The organism is Duganella sp. BJB476 (genome assembly GCF_003416895.1).
Classification (GTDB): Bacteria; Pseudomonadota; Gammaproteobacteria; order Burkholderiales; family Burkholderiaceae_D; genus Rugamonas.
The window spans coordinates 1,578,791-1,600,702 of record NZ_QVIO01000001.1 but is presented as its reverse complement, the minus strand read 5'-3'; the positions used below and the strand labels follow the sequence as shown (position 1 = coordinate 1,600,702).

The window sequence follows — 21,912 nt, the reverse complement described above, 5'->3', positions numbered from 1 at the left end:
ATGAAGACTTTGCACACTTTGGTGGCCACTGCCGTCGTCGCGGTGGCGACGCTGTCGGCGCCCATCGCCGCCGCACACGCCAGCTTGAAGAGTTCCAGCCCGGCGGCCAACGCGGTGCTGGACGTGGCGCCGAAAGAGGTCGCGCTGACGTTCAATGAGAAGATCGAGCCGGCGTTCAGCAGCATCGTACTGACCGGCGCCGCTGGCCGTGTGCTTGCGGGCGCCGTGTCCGACAAGGTCAAGGCCACCGTGGATACCGGCAATCCCGCCATCCTGCGGCTGGTCTTGCCGCCGTTGCCTGCCGGAGCGTACACGGTGGCCTGGGCGGTCGCCGGCCCTGACGGACATCGCCGCAAGGGCGAGTTCACCTTCACGGTCAAATAGTGGAGGAGGGTGTCGACATCGTCTGGCTGCTGCAGGTCGGCTCGGCTTTTGTGCTCAACTGCGGCTTTAGCTGGCTGGCCGGCTCCTGGTGGGCGCGGCGCTGGCTGCCGGCTGGCGCGGTCCGACCCGCAGCTTTCGAAGCGCGGCTACGGACGCTGGATTTGCTGGCGGCGGGAGTCGCCATCGCGGCATGCGGGTTGTCGCTGCTGGCCGCCACCGCCGTCATGGGTGGCACCGGCCTGCGCGAGGCTTGCGCCATGTTCTGGGTGATGGCGACAAGTACCGCCTACGGCCGGTCCGGTTGCGTCGCCGTCGCGGCGCTGGCGGCGGTGTTGGCGTTGCGCTGTGTCCGGCGCCTGCCGTCGGCGGTTGAACTGGCGGTCCTGCTGTGCATGGGCATATTCGCCGTCACCCGCTCATCGATGGGCCACGCGGGAGAGCAGGGGCTTTGGTCGTTGCCGATGGCGGCGGAGTCCATCCACCTGTCGGCGATCTCCGTGTGGGCGGGTATCGTGGCGGTATCGGGCTGCCTGGTGTTGCCGGTGCGATGGGAGACGGACGCACTGCAGCGCTACCTGGGCTGGATGTCGCATGCCGCAACGGCAGCGCTGGCGGCCATTGCGATGACGGGGATCTACAGCGGCTGGCATCGCGTCGGCAGCACCGGGAATTTGATCTATACCGTTTACGGCCTTACCTTGTTGAGCAAGGTGGCGTTGGTGCTGCTTGCCATCGGCATCGGCGGGTACAACAAATTTATCGGCTTGCCCGCCGCGTCGCGATCGGCGGCTGGTGTCGCGGTGGTGCGGCTGGCGTTGAGGATAGAGACGGTATTGCTGCTCGGCGCCATACTTGCCGCCGCCCTCCTGACATCGCAACAGCCGCCGACAGCCATCTGACCGGCAGCCGGCTATCCGTCATTTGGCGGGCAGGAACAGCACCTCCACACGCGTGCCGCATTCGGCAGCTTGGGAAGCGATGCGGAGTTGCGCGTTGTGGCGGGCGGCGATCTCGAAGGCGATGGGCAGACCCAGTCCGCATCCGCCCGCGACATCGCTGCTGCTGCCGCGATAGAAGCGTTCAAGCACCAGGCTGCGTTCATGAGCGGGAATGCCTGGCCCGTCGTCTTCGACCGAAAGATGAACCGGGTCCGCGTGCAAGGCCAGCGTAACGACGCCTCCGGGCCGGTTGTAGCGAATGGCGTTGTCGATCAAATTGCCCATCAACTCGCGCAGCAGATGGGCATTGCCGTAAATGACGACGCCGTGTTCCGGTCCTTCGTAGCCTAGGTCGATCTGCTTGTCGAGGGCGTTGTCCGCCCAGCGTTCCACTTCTTCCCGCGCCAGATCGGCCAGGTCGACATCGGCGAGATTGAGATGTTTTTCCGCCTGGTGCTCGGAGCGCATCAGCGTCAACAGCTGATGCGCGACGCGATGCAGCCTGGTAACTGCGCGCCGCACGTCATCCAGCGCTTGATCCTTCTTCGACACATCCCGCTCGCGCAACGCGCGCTGGGTTTGCACCTGCAACGTCGCCAACGGCGTTCGTAGCTGGTGCGCGGCATTCGATATAAACCGTTTTTGCGATTCCTGCTCGTCGCTGAGCTTTGCAATCAGCAGGTTGATGGCGTTGATGAGCGGCTTGATCTCCACCGGCATGCTCTCCGTGTCGGCCACGGGCACCAGGTTGGCGGTTTCGTAGCTCCCCAACCGGGCCGCGACGCTGTCGACCTTCGATAAATTACGCGTCACCGCCAGCCAGATGAAAACGCCGCCCATCACCATCACGGCGATCTGCAACGGCGCCCACTGCGAGAAAATCTTGCCAGCCACTTGTTCGCGCTTGTGCATGGTTTCCGCGACCTGGATATGGAGGGTGTCGTTGACGCCCGAGGGCGCCGGCATGTCCATCGAGACCACGCGTATCGGCCGCCCGTCCAGGATGGCGTCGTAAAACGCCGGTTGTTCGGTGGCCTCTGCCGCAGGGGGCGGCGGAATGACTGCGTTGCTCAGCAGGTTGCCCTGCCTGGTGGACGACGTTTGCCAATAGATCCGGTCCAGCCGGTCCCACTGGAACATCTGCTCCGCCTCGGGGGGCAGGGCCAGCCGCACGCGTCCATCTTCGGCCTTGACCTGGGCCGCCAGCGTCATCGCCGAATCCAGCAACCACTGATCGTGCACTTGATAGCCGACATGGCGGGCGATGAACATGCCGCCCGCCGCGCCCAGCGTCAGCACCACCAGGATGGGAATCGCCAGGTGCAGCAGCAACTGGCGGCGCAGGCTGGGTTGCGGCTTATTCATCTGCACGTTCGTCCAGGCGGTATCCCAGGCCGCGCAATGCCCGTATGTGCACCTGCGACTGGGCGTCGGCCAGCTTGCGCCGCAGCCTGCTGACGAATACTTCGATCATCGCTGAATTCTTTTCTTCGGCATGGTCATAGATATCGTCGAGGAACTGCGACTTGCTGACCACGCGCCGTGGGCGGCGCATCAACAAACCCAGCACCGATGCTTCGGCGGCGGTCAGCGCCAGCTCGCGGCCACGCACACTGGCTTGTTTGGAGACCGGTTCAAAGACGATGTCGCAGAAGGTCAGCTGCGACTCGTTCGGTGCGCTGCGGCGCAGTAGCGCGCGTATCCTCGCTTCCAGCTCGGGCAGCGCAAACGGCTTGGCAAGGTAGTCGTCGCCGCCGGCATCGAGACCCAGCACGCGGTCGTCGAGATCGAAGCGCGCGGTCAGTATCAGCACGGGCGCCGTCAGTCCCGCTTTACGCAGGCGCCGCAGCACTTCCAGGCCGTCCATGTCGGGAAGCCCGAGATCCAGCACCACCAGGTCGTAGGTCGTCTGCGCGCACGCCTCCAGTGCCGAACTGCCGTCGAACACGACGTCGGTCATGTAATCGGATTGCGCGAGCGAGCTGCTCAAGCCGTGAGCGAGTTCTCGGTCATCCTCAACAAGCAAAAGTGGCATGGCGTTTCATCGTAGGCAAGGTTCAGGCAAGGTTGACGCCGTATCATCAAAAGCGATCGCGGTGAGATACGTCACCGCATTCTAACTGACACAGGAAGCTCCATGGGTATGAAAAAGAAGTCGGCGGCCATTGTCATTCTCTTGTTACTGGCATCCGCTTCCATCGCCGGATATCAGCTGCACCAGCCGCCATCGGCCGCACCTGTCGCCAATGCGGCAGCGACGCCGGCGCCGGATCCCGACCGGATAGAGTTCCCGCGTGGAGCGCCGCAACTGGCGATGATACAGGCGCAAATACTGCCTGCGGTAGCCATGCCCGCCGGCGACACGCTCAGCGCCCGCGTGGTGTATGACGAAGACGTGACGGCCAGGATAGGCGTCGGCGTCAACGGCCGCGTGGCGGCGATCAAGGCGGCGCCTGGTTCTCCGGTCCATGCGGGGCAGGTGCTGGCCGAAATCGATTCCCCTGATTTTGGCGCGGCGTTGGCGGACCTGAACAAGGCGCGTGCCGACGAAGAACGCAAGCGCAAGGCCATGGAGCGCGCGAAGGAACTGGTGCCCGGCGAAGCCATCGCCGGCAAGGACTCGGAATCGGCCCAATCGGATCTCGACCAGGCGCACGCGGAGACATCGCGCGCGCTGCTGCGCGTCCGCGGCATCAATCCTCATGGCGACCGCCTGCAGGGGCAGCGTTTCAGCCTGGTCAGCCCGATCGACGGCATCGTCGCTGAGCGCAACGTGACGCCGGCGCTGGAAGTGTCGCCGGGTATGGCTGCGCCGCTGTTTGTACTCACCAATCCGAAGCGGCTATGGTTGATGATCGACGTGCCCGAATCCATGCTGGCCAGCGTCAGGCAGGGCGCAAGCGTGGACGTTGAAAGCGACGCCTTTCCGAACGAGCATTTCAAGGCCACCATCGCCCAGCCGGGACAGGTGGTCGACCCCAACACGCGGCGCGTCACGGTACGTGCGCGCCTGGACAACCCGACCGGCAAACTGCTTCCCGAAATGTACGTGCGCAGCACGCTGCTGCAGGAGCGCGGCAACGCCGTCAAGGTGCCCAATACGGCGCTGGTCAATCGCGGCGTGTACACCTATGTGTTCGTGCAGTCGGCGCCGCAGCAGTTCCAGCGCCGCCAGGTCAAGATGCTCACGCGCGGGAACGAGGCCAGTTATATAGGCGCGGGTGTGTCGGGCGGCGAAAACATCGTCACCACCGGCGCGCTGCTGCTGGACGCTGAGATGGGTGCACGCACAGGCGGGGCGCCATGATCGACCGGTTGATCGTATTCGCACTGCGCCAGCGGGTGTTTGTGATGGTGCTGGTCTTTGCCTTGACAGGATTCGGCTTCTACGCGCTGTCCAACCTGCCGATCGAAGCGTTCCCGGATGTGCAGGATGTGCAAGTGCGCGTGATTTCCCAGCTCTCGGGCCAGGCGCCGGAGGACATGGAGCGTACCGTCACGCTGCCGATCGAGCGCGAGGTGGCCGGCATTCCCCACCTGATCAACGTGCGCTCCGTGACAATGACCGGCCTGTCCATCGTCACGCTGACGTTCGACGACGAGACGGATAACTATTTCGCGCGCCAGCAGGTCAGTGAGAAGCTGTCGACCGTCACCTTGCCGACCGGCGTGCAGCCGCAACTTGCCCCCTTGTCGACCGCCGTCGGTGAAGTCTACCGCTACGCGATCGACGCGCCACGCATGTCCGAGGCGGACATCCGCACCTTGCAGGATTGGACCATACGGCCGGCGCTGCGCATGACGCCGGGCGTGGCCGACGTGGTCAGTTTTGGCGGCACCATCCGCGAGTACCAGGTCGAAGCCGATCCTTTTTTGCTGGCCAAGTACCAGGTAACGCTGGACCAGCTAAGCCAGGCGATCGGCAATGGCACGGGCAGTGCAGGCGGCGGCCTGGTCAAACTGGGCGATGCATCGCTCGTCGTGCGCTCGGCCGGCCTGTTCACCAGCCTGGCCGACATGCGTCAGATCGTCGTGACGTCGCGCCAGGGACGGGCGATCACCGTCGGCGACGTCGCCACGGTGCAGGCGGGCGAGCGGCCGCGCTTCGGCATCGTCGCCGCGGACCAGCGCGACAGCGTGGTCGAGGGCATCGTCTCGATGACCAAGGGCGGCAATCCGTCCAAGATCAACACGGAATTGAAGGAGCGTATTGCGCAGCTGCAGAAGCGCCTGCCGGCCGGCGTCAAGATCATCCCGATCTACGACCGCACCGAGCTGGTTCACCATACGGTGAAGACCGTGGCGGAGAATCTGGTGATCGGCGCCTTGCTGGTGATCGTCATCCTGGTCGTGTTCCTGTCCAGCTGGCGGGCGGCGTTGATCGTCGCCACCGTGATTCCGCTGGCGCTGCTGTTTGCCTTTGTGTTGATGAACGCGCGCGGTGTATCCGCCAACCTGATTTCGCTGGGCGCGGTGGACTTCGGCATCATCATCGATAGCGCGGTGGTGATCGTCGAAGCGCTGATGGTGCGCATGGCGCTGATGCCGGTTAATGAAGGGAATCCGATTGAAGCGCGCATGCACGTGCTGCACCGGACGATGAGCGACATGGCCCATCCTGTGCTGTTCTCGAAGGCGATCATCATCCTGGCCTTTGTGCCCATCTTCACCTTCCAGCGGGTCGAGGGCAAGATCTTCACGCCGGTGGCCCTGACGCTGTCGTTCGCGCTGGCCGGCGCGGTGCTGCTGACGTTCACGCTGCTGCCTACCTTGCTGTCCTGGACCACCCAGCGCCGGCCGCTGGTCGAGGTGCACCGGGCCTGGCTGTCCAATCTGCAGCGGCGCTATCACGCGCTGCTGGATGCCACGCTGCGCAAGACCAAGGTCGTGCTGTGGGTGTCGCTGCTGCCGCTGGCGCTGGCGTTTGCGCTGGCGCCGCGCCTGGGCAGCGAATTCATGCCCAAGCTGGACGAGGGCAATATCTGGCTCACCATTACCTTGCCCACTTCGGCGGCGCTGGAGACCACCAAGGCGGTCGAACGCCAGATGCGCCAGAAGCTGCTGGCCTATCCTGAGGTCGCGCACGTGATCAGCCAGGCCGGCCGGCCGGACGATGGCTCCGACCCCAAGGGCCCGAACAACCTGGAAAGCCTGATCGACCTGCAGCCGCGCAACCAGTGGCGCTTCCGCGACAAGGAGGCGCTGGTGGCCGACATGTCCGCCAGCCTGGCGGCCATTCCGGGCGTGACGACGAATTTTTCGCAGGTCATCCAGGACAACGTCGAGGAATCGCTGTCCGGCTTTCGCGGCGAGATCGTCGCCAAGATCAGCGGCGGCGACCTGGCTATCCTCGACAGCAAGGCGCAGCAGTTGATGGACGTGATCCAGTCCGTCCCCGGCGCCACCGATGTCGATGCGACCCGCATCGGCGGCCAGAGCGAAGTGGTGGTGACGCCCGACCGTGGCCGCATGGCGCGCTACGGGATCTCGATCGGCGACGTCAACACGCTGGTCAACCAGGCGCTGTCCGGCGCGGCCGTCACCAGCTACTTCGAGCAGGACAAGCGCTTCGACGTGGTCTTGAAAATAAATGAGCAAAACCGCAGCGGCATCGATGCCATCGGCAACCTGCGGCTGACCGTGCCGGGCACGCAGGTCGGCAATGGCTCGGGCACGGTGGCGCTGCACGATGTGGCCACCATCGAATTGCGGCAAGGCGTATCGCGCATCCAGCGCGAGTCGGGCTCCCGCAGCGTCATCGTCAAGATGAACTTGCTGGGGCGCGACCAGGGCAGCTTCATCGAAGAGGCTCAGCGCGCCGTGAGCGAAAAGGTCAAGCTGCCGCCCGGCTATGAGATCACCTGGGGCGGCCAGTTCGAGAATTCCCAGCGCGCCGCCAAGCGCCTGGCGGTCATCATTCCGCTGACGATACTGCTGATGTTTTCCCTGCTGTTCTGGGCGTTTCGCTCGGTGCGGCTGGCGGCGCTGGTGCTCGGCATGGTGCCGTTCACCATGATAGGCGGGTTGGCGGCGCTGGGCTTGGCGGGGCTGCACCTGTCGGTGTCGGCGGCGGTCGGGTTCATCGCCGTGGCGGGCATCTCGGTGCAGAACGGTGTCATCATGGTCGAGGAAGTCATGCAGCGCGTGCGCGAGGGCGCGGCGGTGGCGCATGCCATCGTCGGCGGCGCCGCGATGCGCCTGAGGCCTATCCTGATGACGGCCCTGATGGCCGGCATGGGCTTGCTGCCGGCAGCGCTGTCGCATGGCATCGGCAGCGAGACGCAGCGGCCGTTTGCCTGCGTGATCGTCGGCGGCATCGTCAGCGGCACGCTGTTCACGCTGCTGGTGCTGCCGGCTGCGCTGCGGTTGTTTGGCAATTTCTCTGAACCGGGCGACACCGCCCCCACGAACCCATGACCTTATTATTGCCGATGAAATTGCGCCATCGCCGTATCTGCGCGGCCGTGCTGGCGATACAGCTCGCGGGGTGCGCGGCCGGGCCGGATTATCAGCGGCCCGCGTTGTCCGTGCCGCAGACGTATGGCGCGGGGCCTGCCGTCAGCTCCGCCCAGCGATATGTGATGCAGCAGGATATACAGAACAATTGGTGGACGCTGTTCAAGTCCGCCGAGCTGAATGCGCTGATCGAGCAGGCGTGGTCCGCGAATCCGAACATTGAAGCGGCCGAAGCGGCGCTGCGCGCGGCGCAGGAGAACGTCTACGCGCAACAAGGCTATTTCTATCCGACCGTGCAGGCGGGCTACACACCGGCCCGCACCAAGGTCGCGGGCAATCTGGGTGGTAACTCGCCTGGCGTCCAGGGCAATGGATCGGTGATCAGCGCCAAACAGAACACGCCCGCCAGCGAGGGCGGCAGCGCGCCGTTCAACGCACCGGTGATCTACAACTTCCACACCGCGCAGCTGACTGTCGCCTATACGCCCGACGTGTTCGGCGCCAACCGCCGGCAGCTGGAGTCGCTGCAAGCACTGCAGCAGATGCAGCGCTTTGAACTGGAGGCTGCCTACATCACGCTGGCGTCCAACATCGTCGCTTCCGCATTCCAGGATGCCTTGCTGCGCCGGCAAATCACTGTGGTCAACGAGATTATCGAGGCGAATCAGGCCGCGCTGGCGCTGGCCCAGCGCCAGCTGAAGGCCGGCTACATCTCGCGCCTGGAGTTCGCGGCGCAGCAGGGCGTGCTGGCCCAGTCCAGGCAGCTGTTGCCTGTGCTGCAGAAGCAATTCGAACAGAACCGCGATCTGCTGCGGGTGCTGGCGGGCGTGCCGATAGACGGGGAGGTGCCTGGCTTTTCCTTGGATTCCTTCCATCTGCCCGAGGAATTACCCTTGACCTTGCCTTCATCCCTGGTTGAGCAGCGTCCCGATGTGCGGGCGGCCGAGGAAACGTTGCGCTCTGCCAGCGCGGCGGTCGGCATAGCACGCGCGGCGCGCCTGCCGCAATTTTCCATCTCCGGTTCGGCCGGCGGCGCGGCCAGCCAGTTCGGGCAGATGTTCTGGAGCAGCGGGAAATTCTTCGACCTGACGGCAAGCGTCACGCAGTCGTTGTTCGATGCAGGTACGCTCAAGCACCGCGAATCCGCCGCGCATGAGTCGCTGAAGGGCGCTATTGCAAGCTACAGGTCGACAGTCGCCACCGCTTTTCAAAACGTTGCGGACGTACTGCACTCTATTAACGCCGACGCCGGCGCTTTGCAAACGGCGGCCGATGCCAGGGATGCCGCGCGGACGGCCGTCGCAATCACCGAGCGACAGCACGCGCACGGCGCGCTGGATCGCATGACCCTGATCGTGGCCGAGCAAAATCTGCGGCAGGCCGAGTTGCAATGGGCGCAGGCGCAGGCGAGCCAGCTCGGCGATACAGCGGCGTTGTTCCAGGCGCTGGGCGGCGGCTGGTGGCATCGGGCCGCGGATGGCCGCAGGGATGACAAGCCATGAAAATATTTATTCACACCATCAACGAAGGAAGCATTATGCGTCGCATGACAGGCGTTTTATCGATTGCGGTTTCGGCCGTGCTGCTTGCGGCTTGCGCAAGTAAAAGCGACACCCGGGCGGTGAACTGGGAGCAGCGCGCCAAGCGGGCCTGGGTGGTCAGCGAGCTGGCCCCCGATGCGTCGGTTGCGGCGGCGCGGCCATGCCTGGCCAATTTATCCGTCGCCGATTACGCGAGCCGGCATTTCGTCGAGGTGAGATATCACCACGCCAAACTGATGCACCACGAGATAGCCGAGGTTCCGCCTGGCATGGTGCTCAAGGCAGGGGATGAGATTGAATTGTGGCCGGCGGCCTGCTCGGCCGGCAAGCTTTCGCGAATCGGCAAGGCCTTTAACTGAGGCGAGCGAAACGCCATCGCCTCCGCCGGGATGGCGGCGGCGATGGATGCTGCTGTTACAGAGACTTCAGGAACGCCAGCAGCGCGTCGCGGTCGGCCTTCGACAGATTCTCGAAGCGCTGGCGCGATTTGTCGGCCTCGCCGGCGTGCCACATGACGGCCTCGGTCAGGTTGCGCGCGCGGCCGTCGTGCAGATAGCCGACCTTGCTGCTGTTGCCCATCACCTTGTCGGTATAGCCGATGCCCCACAGCGGCGAAGTGCGCCACATGCCGCCCTTGGCCTGGCCTTCGACGAACCTGTCGGCCAGCCCGGTGCCCATGTCGTGCAGCAGCAGGTCGGAGTACGGACGGATGGTCTGGTTGCGCAGCTCAGCGAACAGATGGCCGGAACCGGTCTTCATCTCGGCAGTGTGGCAGGCCACGCAGCGCATGCCCTGGAACAGCTTGGCCCCGGCTGCGACCTGCTGCGCATCGACACGGTGCTCATCCAGCGGCGCCACGCCTTTCGGGAAACCGCTCGGGATGCTGCGCTGGGCCGGTACCGCCACCAGCGACAAATAACGCGAGATCGATTGCAGGTCGGCTTCCGAGATGCCTTTCTGTGTGCCGCCGGCGGCGCAACCGGTGGGGCCGGTGGCGCAGGCGCGGTTGGGATAGACCGGCGAAGTGACGGCCATGTCCAGCAGCAGTGCCTCGCTAGCCTGGTGGCGCAGCGTGGACTTGCCGGCCTTCCAGCCGAAGCGGCCCAGGCGCACGGCGCCGGTTTCCGGCTCGTAGACATAGTTGGCCACGCCGACCACGCCATCCGCGTCCGGCGCCGTGCGGGCGCGGGCGATGATGTCCGCTTCCGGGATGGCTTCCAGCAGGCCGGCGCCTATCATCGGCTGGGCGGCGCGCAGCGAATAGGTGTCCGGCACCGGACCTTCGAAGGCCAGCGTCGGCTTGCGCAGTTCGACGGCGGTGCCGTCGGCCAGCTTGACGGTGCGGGCTTCGAAGCCGCCCACGCTGACGGTGTTGCCCCAGTTTTGAGGCGCGCCGCTGGCCGATACCGCGTTCATCTGGATCGCGGTGCCGTACTGTGCGTGCGGCAGTTGCTGGCCTTGCGCATTGGTCGTCGCCACGCGGATGGCCATGTTGTCCAGCTTCTGGTTGATGGCGGTCGGCGCCGCGCTGCGGCCGTTGTTGACGTGGCAGGCGATACAGGCGGACTGGTTGAAGCGCTGTCCCTGCAAGCCCACGGCCGGCAGGTAACGGTCGTTGCCCGGTTCGTTGTGGTCGCCGGTGGTGAAGTTGGTGTTCACCAGGCGACGGCCTTCAACGAAGCGCTGCATATTCTGCATGCCGATGTTGTTGTGCGGCTGCTGAAACATGAACAGGCCGTTGTCCGAGTAGTTGTAAGACACCGAGCCCTGGCCGCCGGACAGCGTTTCCTCCGGCAGCGGCACCGAGTTCAAACGCGGTTGCACGCCATACCACGGCTTCAGGCCGGCGCCGACCACATAAGTCCACTCGTAGGAGTAGTAGCGGATGCCGCCGGTGTCGCCGTTGGCGGTCATGGATTCGGTGGTGGAGAACATCGACGGCGAGACCTCGATGATGTCGCCGGCCACCAGCGGGCGCGCCTTGACATCCCCGCCATTCGGCATGCCGTTGGCATCGAGGTCGCCGTGGCCCGGATATTCCTTGATGCGCAACGTGCAGGCGCCGTTGATGCCGTCGACGCTGGCCAGCTTGCCGGCGGCGGGGAAGGCCACCGGTTTGCAGACCGGCACGTTGCGGTCCACCAGCTCGCCCGGCGCCATCCAGCCGTAGCCGGTCACGCCGGGACGGTCGAAGGCACGGAAGAAGGCGATGCCGCCGGACAGGAAGTCCACCGTGGTGTACTGGTTGACGATCAGCACCGGCTTGGTCACGCCCGGCACGCGGCTATTGTCGATGATCTCGACGCCCCAGGTGCGGTTCTTGAAGTAGTTGGACACGAAGGTCAGGTAATTGCCCGGACCTTTGTCGACCGGCAGGCCGGTGACGGGATCGACGGTTTCGTTCGGGCCGTAGCCGATTTCATTCCATTCCTCGCCACGCTCACGGCCGTGGCGCGCCAGGCCGCGCGCGCCGAAGCGGGTGACCAGCATACCGTCCGGCAGCGTGAATTGCAGCGTTTCCAAGGGCTGCGCGGCGGCGGGCAAGGGCGCCCAGCCGGCGCCGCTGGCCGGGTATTTCAGTGGCGAGGTGGCGGTGCTGCTTAGCGTATTGTCGCTGCCCGGCGTCTTGAATTCCACTTCGTACAGCGAGTAGCCGTACTGGGTGGCGCGGGCCACGCCTTGCAGGCGGATGTAGCGGGCATTGATGCCGAGGTTGTAGAACTCCTCGGTGCCGCCGTGGCCGGCGCCGACGTAGCGTACCTGCGACCACGTTTGGCCGTCGTCAGACACGCGCAGCGCGTATTGCTTGCCGTAGGCGTTCTCCCATTGCAGCTTCATGTAGCCGACCTGGGTCTTGGCGCCGAAGTCGAACTGGATCCAGGCGCCGTCTTCGGCCGTGCTGGCCCAGCGGGTGGTGGTCTTGCCGTCTATGGCCATGCTGGCCGACAGGCCGCCGTTTTCCACCGCCGACGAGGTCGCCGCCACCGGTTTGATCGTCACGCCGGGCTTGCTCGGGTCGATCACCACGGGTGGCGTGTTGTCCACCGGCGGCGTCGTCCCCGGGGTGCCGGTGAAGGCCTGGATCTCGAAGATCGAATAGCCGTACTGGCTGGAGCGCTTGACGCCTTTCATGCGCAGGTAGCGGCCCTGGCCGGAGAGGCCGGTCCAGTCTTCAGTGCCGCCCTGGCTGTTGTCGACGGTCTTGATCGTAGTCCAGGTCGAGTTGTCGTCGGACACTTGCAGCAGGTATTGGGCGGCGTGCGCGTTTTCCCAAGCGATGTGGACGCGGCTGATGGCCTGGCTGCTGCCGAAGTCCAGCGTCAGGTACTGGTCGTCGCTGAAGCCGCTGCTCCAGCGGGTAGCGTCGTTATGGTCGATGGCGGCGGCGGCGGACAAATCGCCACGCTCGGACGAGCTGGCCGTGGCGTTGACTGGCGTCAGCGCGGTTTCGGCCGAGACGGCGGCGCCGCCCTGGACCTTCATTGCGCTGAGCATGCGCGCCGCCTGCGGCGTGGCGGCCTGATCGCCACCACCGCCGCATGCGGCCAGCAGCAGCGACAAGACTACGGGGAGGCCCTGTAGCGGTAGATTCCTGCAACGACTATTCATGGTGCATTCCTTCGTTCCTGGTTCGTGATGGCGAAAATCGGAGTGCATGGAAGCGTTTCCATCTCCGGTCGTGGCTTTCCAGACGGGTGCTGCGATTCAGTTAAGGTGGAGACTTGCCCGGATTGAGTTTTATGAAAACTTTCGATGGGGCAATAGTTGTGAAGATATCTTGTGTCGTCAGACATGTCAAGCGTGCGCGTGCGCACGGTTGTGCGAGGTGGCTTGTGCAGGGGATGCGGAAAGTGGTATTGACGAGAACGAACGGACCGTCTGCTGGGAGTCAGTCGTGGCGCGGCTCCGGGCCGGTCAGCCGGAGCCTCCGGGAGGAATCACGCCGGGGCGGCACGCAGCATTAAGGCGCCGGTGAGCAGGTTCTTCAAAGAGCCGGTGTGCAACTCACCACCGAGGTGTGCGACGAGCTGCTCGTCCACCATCAGTTCCGAGCAAAGCGCGCAAATGTCGTCCTTGGGATAGAACTTGGGCAGGCTGCTACGCAGTTCATCCGGCAGCGCTTCGGCAAGAATGGCCGGCCCTAGGGTGCGCAATGCCTGCAATAGATGATTGCCCTTGGCGCGGTCGAGCAGTTCGCCCAGCGGCGCTTCATCCATACGCCCCAGGTTGAGCGGGCTGCGCTCGCATTTCTTTGCTATCGTCGTATTGCAACATGCGAGCACTGAGCCGTTTTCAATGACCGTGGGGCGGTTCAGCCTGTTGCATCGGCCGCGCGGAAGCGCAGGCGACATGAACTGCACATGTTCCTTGATCGGCTCCTTGCGCGCGCTCGGCCCCAGGGCCTGATAATGATGTTTCACGGCGCCGGCGAGGCCTGCCGCGGACAGGGCCTCTTCGATGCCGGCGCTATACGCGGTAGGATTGCGGTCTGGTGTGGTGGACACCACGCTGACGAGCAGGCCGCATTCGAGACCTGCACGCGCCGCCACGATCAGCTTGCTTGAGGACAGGAACTCGGCGTGATATTCATCCGTGCTCAGTATCAGCTCGGTGATGCCCTTCATGCTGTCGAGCAGCGAGACGGCCGCCGGCACCGATGTCCCCCAAAAACCATTGCTGTTGATGGCCATCAGGATGCCCGTCTCACGCGCCAGTGCCGCTAGGTTGCGCAGATCGCCGCGGCGCAAAAAAGGCTCGCCGCCGCTGATATGCATTCCTTCAATATGGTTGCGGGTGATGGCTAACCGCATGGCTGCCACGGCCTCCTGGTCCACATTCAGAAAACTCGTTTCGAGTGGACCGCTGTTGGTGGCGCAGTGGCGGCATTGCAGATTGCATTGATTGGTCAAATAAATATTCAGCAGTGCATGCTCCCGGCTGTATAGCGAGGAGATATACGATGGTATGGACGTCTTCATCTCAGTGGCTCCAGCGCTGGACCAGGCCAGACCACGCCGCTCCCGCGCGCTGCGCCGATTGCATCGCGCTCAAGCCGATCAACTCCACCTCCGCCGCCGACAGGTCGAGCGTGTCCAGGAAGTCGTCCAATGCTTGCCAGTGGCCGGGGTCCGCCTCCGAGTGCAACCGTAGGGAATGGAATGCAGCGTCCGGCAGCCCGGTCGCCGTCTGCCAGAACGCGATCGCCTGTTCGGTCGGCGGCCGGCCTTCCAGAAAGGAGATGTAGCCCAGCAGAGCGAGAGGGCTGTAGTGCGTTATCCAATAATATTGGGCGCCGACCAGTTCGGCGATGGCCGCGTCCGGGACGCGCAGCAGCAGTTGCGCCTCGGGCATGCCGGCCGCTTCCAGATCCCGGACCAGGAGTTCGGCGTGTCCGCGCTCTTCCTCGATGTGTTCGGTGAGGTAGGCGATCAGCTGCGATTCGACCGGATGGCTGGCATCGCAGCGCTGGACAGCGAGCTCCATCAGCGGAATGCTGGCACGCACGACCTGATGCAACTGGCACAGGTAGTCGCGGTATTGTTCAACACCCATCCGCTCAGTGTTATCGAGCGAACGGCCGTAGCCGCAAAGTTGAATTTTGCGATGGATGGCGGCGCTCACGGACATAGGTACGGATGGCGCTGCGGGGGGCGTGTGTGAGTGGCAATTGCATGGGGCATTCATATTTTTCACCTGTGGGACAAGATATGGAGAACATTCATCTCGGCGACCCGTCAGCCGCCGGAGCGGCTGGGGTCGTCAATATTCAGGCCGCTGCAGCTTAGAAGACGTAGGTGCCGACGTCGGCCGCGGTGATGTGGCCGCCCTGGCTGGCCTGACGCTGCACATCTGCCAGCACTTGCAGCTGGTTATCGCTCAGACCCGCCAGAAAGTCTTCCTGTCCCGCAGGCGCGACCAGGTTGAAATGCGCCAGCCGGGCGCTGCTGGTGCTGGACGAGCTGCAGACGGCGTTTGCCGCAGCCATCAAGGCCATGATCGCGGTCTTCAAGGTCGGGTTGGATACGCTGGGCAGTACGCCGTTGAGAATGCCTTGCGCCATCGGCCATACACTACAAAAACTCATGCCTGCAACTGCATTGGCGGTGACGACGGAAAGGACTTGTGGTTGGCTCATGATTGCTCCTGTAAATATTGAAGTTGTTGGAATTACGCCGGCCGAATGGTTCGGTGCGTATCCGGTATTCAGCAACTCCCGTGCCAGCATTGGGGCAATCGGCGCCCCCTCTGCGCGCCGCAGGAAGCAGGGAGGGCGTCGTGTAAAGTCGCGGCCGTTGCGCGGTGACTTGACATGTAAATTGACACGCTCGTTCCCAAGCCTTCCGTCCGGCGTAATGGCTGGTATGGGTTTGCGTTGCTATCGCCGTCGGCCAAGCTTCTGCTAGCCTCGGACCATGTCCAAGGAAATCATCGATACGCACCTGATCCGCATCCTGCACACCTTGCTGGAAGAGGGCAGCGTTTCCCGCACCGCCAGCCTGTTGGGCCAGACGCAGCCGGCGATCAGCGTGGCGCTGCGGCGGCTGCGCGAGCTGACCGGCGATCCGCTGCTGGTGCGCAGCGGCAGCCACATGGTGCCCACGGCGCGCGGCCTGGCCTTGATGGCGCCGGCGGCGCAGGTGCTCAGCGCCGTCGACGAGATCCTGCATCCACCGCTCAGCTTCGATCCGAAGCTTGCCACCCACACCTTCCGCATCGCCTCGCCCGATTATCTGGACGTGTTCTTCGTGCCGGCCATCGTCGAGCGTTTTCATCGCGCCGCGCCCAACGCCAGGCTGGAGTTCACGCATCTGCTGGCCGGCGGCGGCTACGAGCGGGGCCTGGAAAGCGGCCAGGTCGACCTGGCGATCGGCAACTGGCAGACGCCGCCCGACCACCTGCATCTGCAGCCGCTGTGCGACGACACGCTGGTGTGCCTGGTGCGCGAAAGCCATCCCATCAAGGCGGGCAAGCTGGACCAGGAGGCCTACGTGCAGGCGGGCCACCTGGCCGTCACCACGCACAGCGGCACCGGTCCCGGCACCATCGATATCGCCTTGCAAAAGGCCGGGCTGCGGCGCAAGGTCGTCACCACGCTGCCGTATTTTTGCATCGCGCCGTATGTGCTGGTCAAGTCCGATCTGATCTTCACGACCACGCTGTCCTTCGCCCATCACTATGCCGAGCTGCTGCCGCTGCGGGTGGAGTCGCTGCCGATCGCGGCCCAGCCGCTGCGCTACTACCAGCTGTGGCACGAGCGGACCCATCGGGCGCTGGAATCCCAGTGGCTGCGCGCGCTGGTGGCGGAGGCGGCGCGCCAGTCTATGCGGGAGGCCGCATAGACTAGATGTCGGCCGCGCCATGGGCGGGGCCGGCGGTTTTCGATATTGTTTTCGCAGCGGTCCACGCAGGCCGCAGCCCACAACAATACAGGAGATCATCGTGAGTACCGCTGCAACCAGTCCCCTCAAATTCCAGGCCTCGCCCTGTTTGCCTCGCAACTGCACCTTCGATCCGCACGATTGGCAGGTGCTCAGCCAGTACTGGTATCCGGTCGCCTTCGGCACCGATGTCGCCGTCGACAAGCCGTTTGCCGCCGTGCTGCTGGACGAGGAACTGGTGCTGTTCCGCTCAGGAGACGGCGTGGTGGCGGCGCGCGACGTCTGCCCGCATCGCGGCGCGCCGCTCAGCCTGGGCTGGGTCGAGGGCGGCAATCTGGTCTGCCCCTACCACGGCCTGCAATACGGCGCGGACGGCCGCTGCAAGCACATTCCTTCTCAGGGTGAGGGCAAGATTCCCGACCGCCTGCGCCTGCTGACCTATCCGACCCGGGAAGCGTACGGCCTGATCTGGGTATCGCTGGGCGGTGGCCACGAGGCGCTGCCGGATTTCCCCGCGTGGAGCGAGGCCGGCTACCAGCAGATACTGCCGCCGTCGATCGACATCAACGCCTCGGCCGGCCGCCAGACCGAAGGCTTCATCGACGTCGCGCATTTCGCCTGGATACACCACGACAGCTTTGCCGACCGCGCCAATCCGGTGGTGCCGCAATATACGGTGACGCGCAAGCCGCGCGGCTTCGTCGCCGAATATTCCAGCACCGTCAGCAACTTCCCGAAAACGCTGCAACACCGTGCGCCGGAAGGCTTTGTCTGGCGGCGCCGGTTTGAAGTCGACGCGCCGTTCTTCGCGCGCCTGCAAGTGCAGTTCCCGGAGGGCGGCCTGCTGCACATCCTCAACGCGGCCAGTCCGGTCTCGGCCCGCAAGACCAGGCTGTTCGTGCCCATCGTGCGCAACTTCGACCAGCACATGCCGCTGCAGGACGTGTACGACTTCAACCTGCAGGTATTCGAGGAAGACCGCGCCATCGTCGAACGGCAGCGACCGGAGGACTTGCCGATCGACCGCGGCGCGGAGGCCCCCATCCTGGCCGACCGCTCGTCGGGCGCCTATCGCGTTGCCATGGCCGATATCGGCCTCGGCGCTTGAGGGGAGGCTGGCATGCGTATTTTTGAATGCATCATCTGCGGCTTCCGCTACGACGAAGCGGCTGGGCTGCCGGAAGCCGGCATCGCCCCCGCCACCCGCTGGGACGAGGTGCCCGACGACTGGATCTGCCCGGACTGCGGCACCGGCAAGCACGATTTCGACATGCAGCTGGTCAGCGCCCCAGCCCACCAAGGATGAAAATGGACCCAATTATCATACTCGGCACCGGGCTGGCCGGCTACACCGTGGCACGGGAATTCAGGAAGTACGACAGCAGTACGCCGCTGCTGTTCGTGACCCAGGACGATGGCTGCGCGTATTCGAAGCCGATGCTGTCGAACGCCTTGTCGATGAAGAAGTCGGCCACGGCGCTGGTCAACTTCGATGCGCTGGCGATGGAAAAGCAGTTGAACGCGACGATACTGACCCAGCGCAGCGTCGAGTCGATCGACCTGTTGCGGTCGGAGATCGTGGTCTCGGTGTGCAGCGAAAGGCTGCGCTACAGCCAGCTGGTGATGGCGCTCGGCGCCGAGCCGCGCCGCATGGTACTGGCCGGGTCGGGCGCGGCGGACATCCTGTCGGTCAACGATCTGCGTGACTATGCCCGATTCCGCGCGGCACTGGAAGGATGCCGCAGCGTGGCCATCCTGGGCGCTGGCCTGATCGGCTGCGAGTTCGCCAACGACCTGGCGGTGGCAGGCTACGCAGTGGCGGTGATCGACCCCGCCGGTTCGCCGCTGTCGCGCCTGGTCCCGCAAGAGATGGGTGCGGCCTTTGCGGACGGCCTGCGGCGGCACGGCGTGCGTTTCCACCTGGGCCGCACGCCGGTGGCGGTGGAGCTGCGCACGGAGGGGTATCAGATCATGCTGGAGGACGGCGGCCTGATCGAGGCCGACCTGGTGGTGTCGGCCATCGGCCTGATGCCGCGCATGGGATTGGCCAAGGCGGCCGGCATGGAGACCGGTTTCGGCATCCGCACCGACAACATGTGCCGCACCAGCGCACCAGGCGTGTACGCGCTGGGCGACTGTGCGGAGATCGACGGCCGGGTCCAGCCCTATGTGCTGCCCATTATGCACGCGGCACGGGCGCTGGCGCGCACGCTGAGCGGCACGCCGACACCGGTGGCGTTCCCGGTCATGCCGGTCAGCGTCAAGACGCCGGCGCTGCCCGCTGTGGTGGTCGCGCCGCCGGATAGCCGGGGCGTGTGGACGGTGGAGCCGCCGCTGCTGCAGTCGCTGCGCGCAGTCTGCCGCGACCGCGACAGCGGCCGCACCACCGGCTTTTCGCTGATGGGCAGCGAAGCCATCAAAGGGAAGGGCGCGCTATTGCAAGAGATGGGCTAGCGGCCCTCGTGCTGCTTAAACCTTGACGCCGACGATGACGCTCGATGCCTTGAAGGCCGCCGTAGCGGACTTGCCGACGGCCAGGCCCAGGCTTTGCACGCTGTCGTTGGTGATGATGGCGGTGATCACCGTGCCGCTGCCCAGGGTCAGGATGACTTCGGAGTTGACCGCGCCCTTGACCACTTCGGTCACGGTGCCGGTCAGCTGGTTGCGGGTCGACAGGCGGATGCCGGCGGTATCGGTCAGCAGGATGACGGACGAAGCCTTGATCAGGGCGAAGGCGTCCGAACCGGCCTTCAGGCCCAGCGATTCGGTGCTGCTGTGGGTCAGGATGGCGACGATCGCCTGGCCGTCGGGCAGCGTGATGGCGACTTCGTCATTCACGGCGCCGCGTTGGATGGCAGAGACTTTGCCGCTCAGCTGGTTGCGGGCACTTGTAAACATGGTTACTCCTTGACTATGGTTGGTTCAGGGGAGCTATGTTATCCGATCGTCATTGCCTTTGTATGGCGATAAGGGCGTATTTGATATACCAGGTTCCAAATAGTATCCCCGCATTTTTCTCTTGACTATTCATAACCGGATGGCTATGATTTAATCCATAACTTAGTGGCTATGGATTGACATGACAAACTCCCATGACGAGCTGTTTCGCGCGCTGGCCGATCCCACCCGGCGGGCGATCTTCGAAAAGCTATGCACCGGCGGCGAACAAACCGTAGGGGTGTTGACCACCCATGCGCAGGTATCGCAACCGGCCGTGTCCAAGCATCTGGCCGTGCTGAAGCAGGCTGGCCTGGTGCGGGACCGGCATGAGGGCCGCCAAACCCACTATAGCGCGCAGCTGAAGGCGCTGACCCCGCTGTTGGACTGGACCAGCCAGATGAGCCGCTTCTGGGATGGCAAGTTCGACGATCTTGATGACCTACTGAAAAGGATGGACCAATGAACGATATCGCACACCAACTCCGCACCGTCGTCGTCGAACGGGAGTTTGCACATCCGCCGGAAAAACTGTGGCGGGCGCTGACCCAGCCGCACCTGATCGAGGCCTGGCTGATGAAGAATGATTTCCTGGCCGTGTCGGGTCATCACTTTAATTTTCACGGGGACTGGGGCTCGGTCGACTGCGAGGTGATGGAAGTCGAACCCCAGCGGACGCTGGCCTACACCTGGAACGCGATGGGACTGGAAAGCGTGGTGACGTGGACACTGGCCGCCACCGCGACCGGCACCCATTTGCGGATGGAACAAACCGGCTTCCGGCCGGACCAGGATCAGGCCTACCAGGGGGCGCAATATGGCTGGCAGCATCTCTTCGACTCACTGGGACAGCTGGTGGACAAGGACGACGCAGCTTCACATTAATTTACAAAAACTACATAAACCAGCATCGCAGTCCCCTTAAAGTCGTCAACGGCATGCGGAATAAACCGCATGCCCTATCGACTGGAAAAGGGGACACCATGCACCACTCCGCACTGACTTTGACTGACCAGCAGCAACGTTCGTCGGCCCGCGCCGCCGGGCTGGCGATCGCCGCCGCAACGATATTGTCGACCATCTTTGTCGCGCTGGACCAGGGCGCTTCAGGCACGACGCCGCAGGAGATCATGACCAGCATGGTGGCGATGCGGGCGATGAAATCGTTGGTGCATACGGTGGCGATTGCCAGCGTGCTGGCCTACGCTTTCGGCTACGCCAGCCTGGCGACCCGGCTGGATCTGCGCCGGCCGCTGGTGCTGGGCAGCTTGACGACCTATCTGATCGGCTGCGTGGCGATGATAGGCGCGACCACGCTCGACGGTTTTGTCAGTGGCGACCTGGCCGCGATCTTCGCCGGCGCCTCGCCCGACGGCGTCAAGCAGGGCTATAACATGATCACTTTCACCGGCGTGGCCTTGACCGAGATGGCGCGGGTGGGCTGGGTGCTGCAAGCGATCGCTGGAATTGGGTGGTCGTTGGTGCTGCTGGGTGGTCGTGGGCTGCAACGCGGCATTGGGCTGCTCGGGCTGTTGTCCGGCGCGCTGGTGGTGGGCACCGTCGTTGTCGTTGGCGTCAATATGGACCTTGCGGCCATCCTCAGCATCCTAGTGGCGCAGGCGGTCTGGAATCTGGCGGCCGCGTTTCTGCTGGTGCGCAACAAGTTCGTTGCGACTGTTCATGTCACCGGCGGCGCGGCGCTCGCGGCCTGACTTGATTGGCCGTCAGCAGGAACGCAAACTGCTGCGTTCCTGCTGACGGTCAGGACTTACTTGGAGTTCTCAATAAACTCCAGCACGTTCTCATCGACGAGACCGTTGTTCTTCACGTGTGCAAGCAGCTTGTTTTCCAGCGAGGCGTCCGAATCGACGCTGGCCGTTTGCACGATGGAAGACTTGCCGGCCACCTTGCTACCGGCAACCAACGCAAGGTGCACATCCGAACCGTGCACCACGAACGATTTGACGTCGGAAGAGATGTCCGAATTGTTAGTCACGATAAAGCCCTGGTAGCCCAGCTTGGGTTCCGGCTCGGCCTCCTCGGCGGCTGAAACGCCTTTCTTCCGCGGCAGATTCTTCACCAGCGCCAGGATCTCCTTGATCTGAACCGGGTCGGTGACGACAAAAGTCGGGTTGGGGCGGCCGGAGAAGACCAGCAGTTCCACTTTCAGCGACTTCACGATTTCCCCCGCTTGTGCGCCAGCCAGAACGCAGAATGAGCCGACTACCAATAGCGCGTGCTTGATAAATGATTGCTTCATTTGGATATGTCCTATTT

Annotated in this window: 21 protein-coding genes; 13 read left to right on the top strand and 8 right to left on the bottom strand. The window is 64.2% G+C overall.

The window, feature by feature from the left end; translation table 11 throughout:
• Both D0T21_RS07050 and D0T21_RS07045 read left to right on the top strand, forming a co-directional pair.
• Window positions 1-384 (top strand): copper resistance protein CopC, encoded by a 384-nt coding sequence (locus D0T21_RS07050; RefSeq protein WP_116993900.1) that lies wholly within the window; start codon window positions 1-3, stop codon window positions 382-384.
• On the top strand, window positions 384-1,283 hold the full coding sequence (locus D0T21_RS07045) for a copper resistance D family protein (protein ID WP_116993901.1): 900 nt from the start codon (window positions 384-386) through the stop codon (window positions 1,281-1,283). Before D0T21_RS07050 ends, D0T21_RS07045 begins: the two co-directional genes overlap by 1 nt.
• A gap of 18 nt (window positions 1,284-1,301) precedes the next feature.
• Here the strand turns inward: D0T21_RS07045 and D0T21_RS07040 are convergent, their stop codons facing one another.
• Both D0T21_RS07040 and D0T21_RS07035 read right to left on the bottom strand, forming a co-directional pair.
• Window positions 1,302-2,687, bottom strand: coding sequence for a sensor histidine kinase (locus D0T21_RS07040; RefSeq protein WP_229211369.1), 1,386 nt, complete (start codon window positions 2,685-2,687; stop codon window positions 1,302-1,304).
• Window positions 2,680-3,357, bottom strand: a complete 678-nt coding sequence (locus D0T21_RS07035; RefSeq protein ID WP_116993902.1) for a response regulator transcription factor — start codon at window positions 3,355-3,357, stop codon at window positions 2,680-2,682. The genes D0T21_RS07040 and D0T21_RS07035 overlap by 8 nt, the downstream gene beginning before the upstream one ends.
• 102 nt (window positions 3,358-3,459) lie before the next feature.
• Between D0T21_RS07035 and D0T21_RS07030 the strand changes: the two genes are divergently transcribed.
• The 4 genes from D0T21_RS07030 to D0T21_RS07015 are packed head-to-tail and all read left to right on the top strand — an operon-like array spanning window position 3,460 to window position 9,678.
• Window positions 3,460-4,629 carry an efflux RND transporter periplasmic adaptor subunit gene (locus D0T21_RS07030; protein WP_229211367.1) on the top strand — a complete coding sequence of 390 codons (1,170 nt, stop codon included), beginning with the start codon at window positions 3,460-3,462 and terminating at the stop codon, window positions 4,627-4,629.
• Window positions 4,626-7,739: an efflux RND transporter permease subunit gene (locus D0T21_RS07025; protein ID WP_116994311.1), complete on the top strand. Its 3,114-nt coding sequence runs from the start codon at window positions 4,626-4,628 to the stop codon at window positions 7,737-7,739. The genes D0T21_RS07030 and D0T21_RS07025 overlap by 4 nt, the downstream gene beginning before the upstream one ends.
• A complete protein-coding gene (locus tag D0T21_RS07020; protein ID WP_229211366.1) occupies window positions 7,736-9,280 on the top strand; it encodes an efflux transporter outer membrane subunit in 1,545 nt (514 codons plus the stop codon). The genes D0T21_RS07025 and D0T21_RS07020 overlap by 4 nt, the downstream gene beginning before the upstream one ends.
• Window positions 9,277-9,678, top strand: coding sequence for a hypothetical protein (locus tag D0T21_RS07015; protein ID WP_116993904.1), 402 nt, complete (start codon window positions 9,277-9,279; stop codon window positions 9,676-9,678). The genes D0T21_RS07020 and D0T21_RS07015 overlap by 4 nt, the downstream gene beginning before the upstream one ends.
• A gap of 55 nt (window positions 9,679-9,733) precedes the next feature.
• Here the strand turns inward: D0T21_RS07015 and D0T21_RS07010 are convergent, their stop codons facing one another.
• The 4 genes from D0T21_RS07010 to D0T21_RS06995 form a co-directional block, all read right to left on the bottom strand.
• The gene (locus tag D0T21_RS07010) at window positions 9,734-12,928 is read right to left on the bottom strand and encodes a di-heme oxidoredictase family protein (RefSeq protein WP_116994310.1); all 3,195 of its coding nucleotides are present in this window, start codon (window positions 12,926-12,928) and stop codon (window positions 9,734-9,736) included.
• A 329-nt stretch (window positions 12,929-13,257) separates the two neighbouring features.
• Complete coding sequence (locus tag D0T21_RS07005; protein WP_116993906.1) at window positions 13,258-14,298, bottom strand: radical SAM protein; 1,041 nt, start codon at window positions 14,296-14,298, stop codon at window positions 13,258-13,260.
• 1 nt (window position 14,299) lies between these two features.
• The gene (locus D0T21_RS07000; RefSeq protein WP_158567976.1) at window positions 14,300-14,941 is read right to left on the bottom strand and encodes an iron-containing redox enzyme family protein; all 642 of its coding nucleotides are present in this window, start codon (window positions 14,939-14,941) and stop codon (window positions 14,300-14,302) included.
• Window positions 14,942-15,101: 160 nt separating this feature from the next.
• Window positions 15,102-15,455 carry a hypothetical protein gene (locus tag D0T21_RS06995; protein ID WP_147328036.1) on the bottom strand — a complete coding sequence of 118 codons (354 nt, stop codon included), beginning with the start codon at window positions 15,453-15,455 and terminating at the stop codon, window positions 15,102-15,104.
• A 277-nt stretch (window positions 15,456-15,732) separates the two neighbouring features.
• Between D0T21_RS06995 and D0T21_RS06990 the strand changes: the two genes are divergently transcribed.
• The 4 genes from D0T21_RS06990 to D0T21_RS06975 all read left to right on the top strand — a co-directional run bounded on the left by D0T21_RS06990 (window position 15,733) and on the right by D0T21_RS06975 (window position 19,152).
• Window positions 15,733-16,659: a LysR family transcriptional regulator gene (locus D0T21_RS06990; RefSeq protein ID WP_116994309.1), complete on the top strand. Its 927-nt coding sequence runs from the start codon at window positions 15,733-15,735 to the stop codon at window positions 16,657-16,659.
• A 100-nt stretch (window positions 16,660-16,759) separates the two neighbouring features.
• On the top strand, window positions 16,760-17,806 hold the full coding sequence (locus D0T21_RS06985; protein ID WP_229211365.1) for an aromatic ring-hydroxylating dioxygenase subunit alpha: 1,047 nt from the start codon (window positions 16,760-16,762) through the stop codon (window positions 17,804-17,806).
• A gap of 12 nt (window positions 17,807-17,818) precedes the next feature.
• Complete coding sequence (locus D0T21_RS06980) at window positions 17,819-18,004, top strand: rubredoxin (protein WP_116993911.1); 186 nt, start codon at window positions 17,819-17,821, stop codon at window positions 18,002-18,004.
• 2 nt (window positions 18,005-18,006) lie between these two features.
• Window positions 18,007-19,152, top strand: a complete 1,146-nt coding sequence (locus D0T21_RS06975) for an NAD(P)/FAD-dependent oxidoreductase (protein ID WP_116993912.1) — start codon at window positions 18,007-18,009, stop codon at window positions 19,150-19,152.
• Between the two features lie 15 nt (window positions 19,153-19,167).
• On the opposite strand, the gene D0T21_RS06970 is transcribed toward D0T21_RS06975, so the two are convergent.
• Window positions 19,168-19,596, bottom strand: coding sequence for a molybdopterin-binding protein (locus D0T21_RS06970; RefSeq protein WP_116993913.1), 429 nt, complete (start codon window positions 19,594-19,596; stop codon window positions 19,168-19,170).
• Between the two features lie 181 nt (window positions 19,597-19,777).
• Between D0T21_RS06970 and D0T21_RS06965 the strand changes: the two genes are divergently transcribed.
• The 3 genes from D0T21_RS06965 (at window position 19,778) to D0T21_RS06955 (ending at window position 21,347) form a co-directional block, all read left to right on the top strand.
• Window positions 19,778-20,101 (top strand): helix-turn-helix transcriptional regulator, encoded by a 324-nt coding sequence (locus D0T21_RS06965; RefSeq protein WP_116993914.1) that lies wholly within the window; start codon window positions 19,778-19,780, stop codon window positions 20,099-20,101.
• Complete coding sequence (locus D0T21_RS06960; RefSeq protein WP_116993915.1) at window positions 20,098-20,520, top strand: SRPBCC domain-containing protein; 423 nt, start codon at window positions 20,098-20,100, stop codon at window positions 20,518-20,520. Before D0T21_RS06965 ends, D0T21_RS06960 begins: the two co-directional genes overlap by 4 nt.
• A gap of 98 nt (window positions 20,521-20,618) precedes the next feature.
• A complete protein-coding gene (locus tag D0T21_RS06955) occupies window positions 20,619-21,347 on the top strand; it encodes a hypothetical protein (protein ID WP_116993916.1) in 729 nt (242 codons plus the stop codon).
• 56 nt (window positions 21,348-21,403) lie between these two features.
• Here the strand turns inward: D0T21_RS06955 and D0T21_RS06950 are convergent, their stop codons facing one another.
• Complete coding sequence (locus D0T21_RS06950) at window positions 21,404-21,895, bottom strand: hypothetical protein (RefSeq protein WP_116994308.1); 492 nt, start codon at window positions 21,893-21,895, stop codon at window positions 21,404-21,406.
• Between the last annotated feature and the right edge of the window lie 17 nt (window positions 21,896-21,912).

Bases quoted from the DNA above. Each gene is read 5' to 3' on its own strand.
- D0T21_RS07035 (WP_116993902.1), bottom strand. From the start codon at position 3,357: ATGCCACTTTTGCTTGTTGAGGATGACCGAGAACTCGCTCACGGCTTG.
- D0T21_RS06970 (WP_116993913.1), bottom strand. From the start codon at position 19,596: ATGTTTACAAGTGCCCGCAACCAGCTGAGCGGCAAAGTCTCTGCCATC.
- D0T21_RS07025 (WP_116994311.1), top strand. From the start codon at position 4,626: ATGATCGACCGGTTGATCGTATTCGCACTGCGCCAGCGGGTGTTTGTG.
- D0T21_RS06990 (WP_116994309.1), top strand. From the start codon at position 15,733: ATGTCCAAGGAAATCATCGATACGCACCTGATCCGCATCCTGCACACC.
- D0T21_RS07040 (WP_229211369.1), bottom strand. From the start codon at position 2,687: ATGAATAAGCCGCAACCCAGCCTGCGCCGCCAGTTGCTGCTGCACCTG.
- D0T21_RS06965 (WP_116993914.1), top strand. From the start codon at position 19,778: ATGACAAACTCCCATGACGAGCTGTTTCGCGCGCTGGCCGATCCCACC.
- D0T21_RS06980 (WP_116993911.1), top strand. From the start codon at position 17,819: ATGCGTATTTTTGAATGCATCATCTGCGGCTTCCGCTACGACGAAGCG.
- D0T21_RS07050 (WP_116993900.1), top strand. From the start codon at position 1: ATGAAGACTTTGCACACTTTGGTGGCCACTGCCGTCGTCGCGGTGGCG.
- D0T21_RS07010 (WP_116994310.1), bottom strand. From the start codon at position 12,928: ATGAATAGTCGTTGCAGGAATCTACCGCTACAGGGCCTCCCCGTAGTC.
- D0T21_RS06995 (WP_147328036.1), bottom strand. From the start codon at position 15,455: ATGAGCCAACCACAAGTCCTTTCCGTCGTCACCGCCAATGCAGTTGCA.
- D0T21_RS07015 (WP_116993904.1), top strand. From the start codon at position 9,277: ATGAAAATATTTATTCACACCATCAACGAAGGAAGCATTATGCGTCGC.
- D0T21_RS07030 (WP_229211367.1), top strand. From the start codon at position 3,460: ATGGGTATGAAAAAGAAGTCGGCGGCCATTGTCATTCTCTTGTTACTG.
- D0T21_RS06950 (WP_116994308.1), bottom strand. From the start codon at position 21,895: ATGAAGCAATCATTTATCAAGCACGCGCTATTGGTAGTCGGCTCATTC.
- D0T21_RS06955 (WP_116993916.1), top strand. From the start codon at position 20,619: ATGCACCACTCCGCACTGACTTTGACTGACCAGCAGCAACGTTCGTCG.
- D0T21_RS06975 (WP_116993912.1), top strand. From the start codon at position 18,007: ATGGACCCAATTATCATACTCGGCACCGGGCTGGCCGGCTACACCGTG.
- D0T21_RS06960 (WP_116993915.1), top strand. From the start codon at position 20,098: ATGAACGATATCGCACACCAACTCCGCACCGTCGTCGTCGAACGGGAG.
- D0T21_RS07020 (WP_229211366.1), top strand. From the start codon at position 7,736: ATGACCTTATTATTGCCGATGAAATTGCGCCATCGCCGTATCTGCGCG.
- D0T21_RS07005 (WP_116993906.1), bottom strand. From the start codon at position 14,298: ATGAAGACGTCCATACCATCGTATATCTCCTCGCTATACAGCCGGGAG.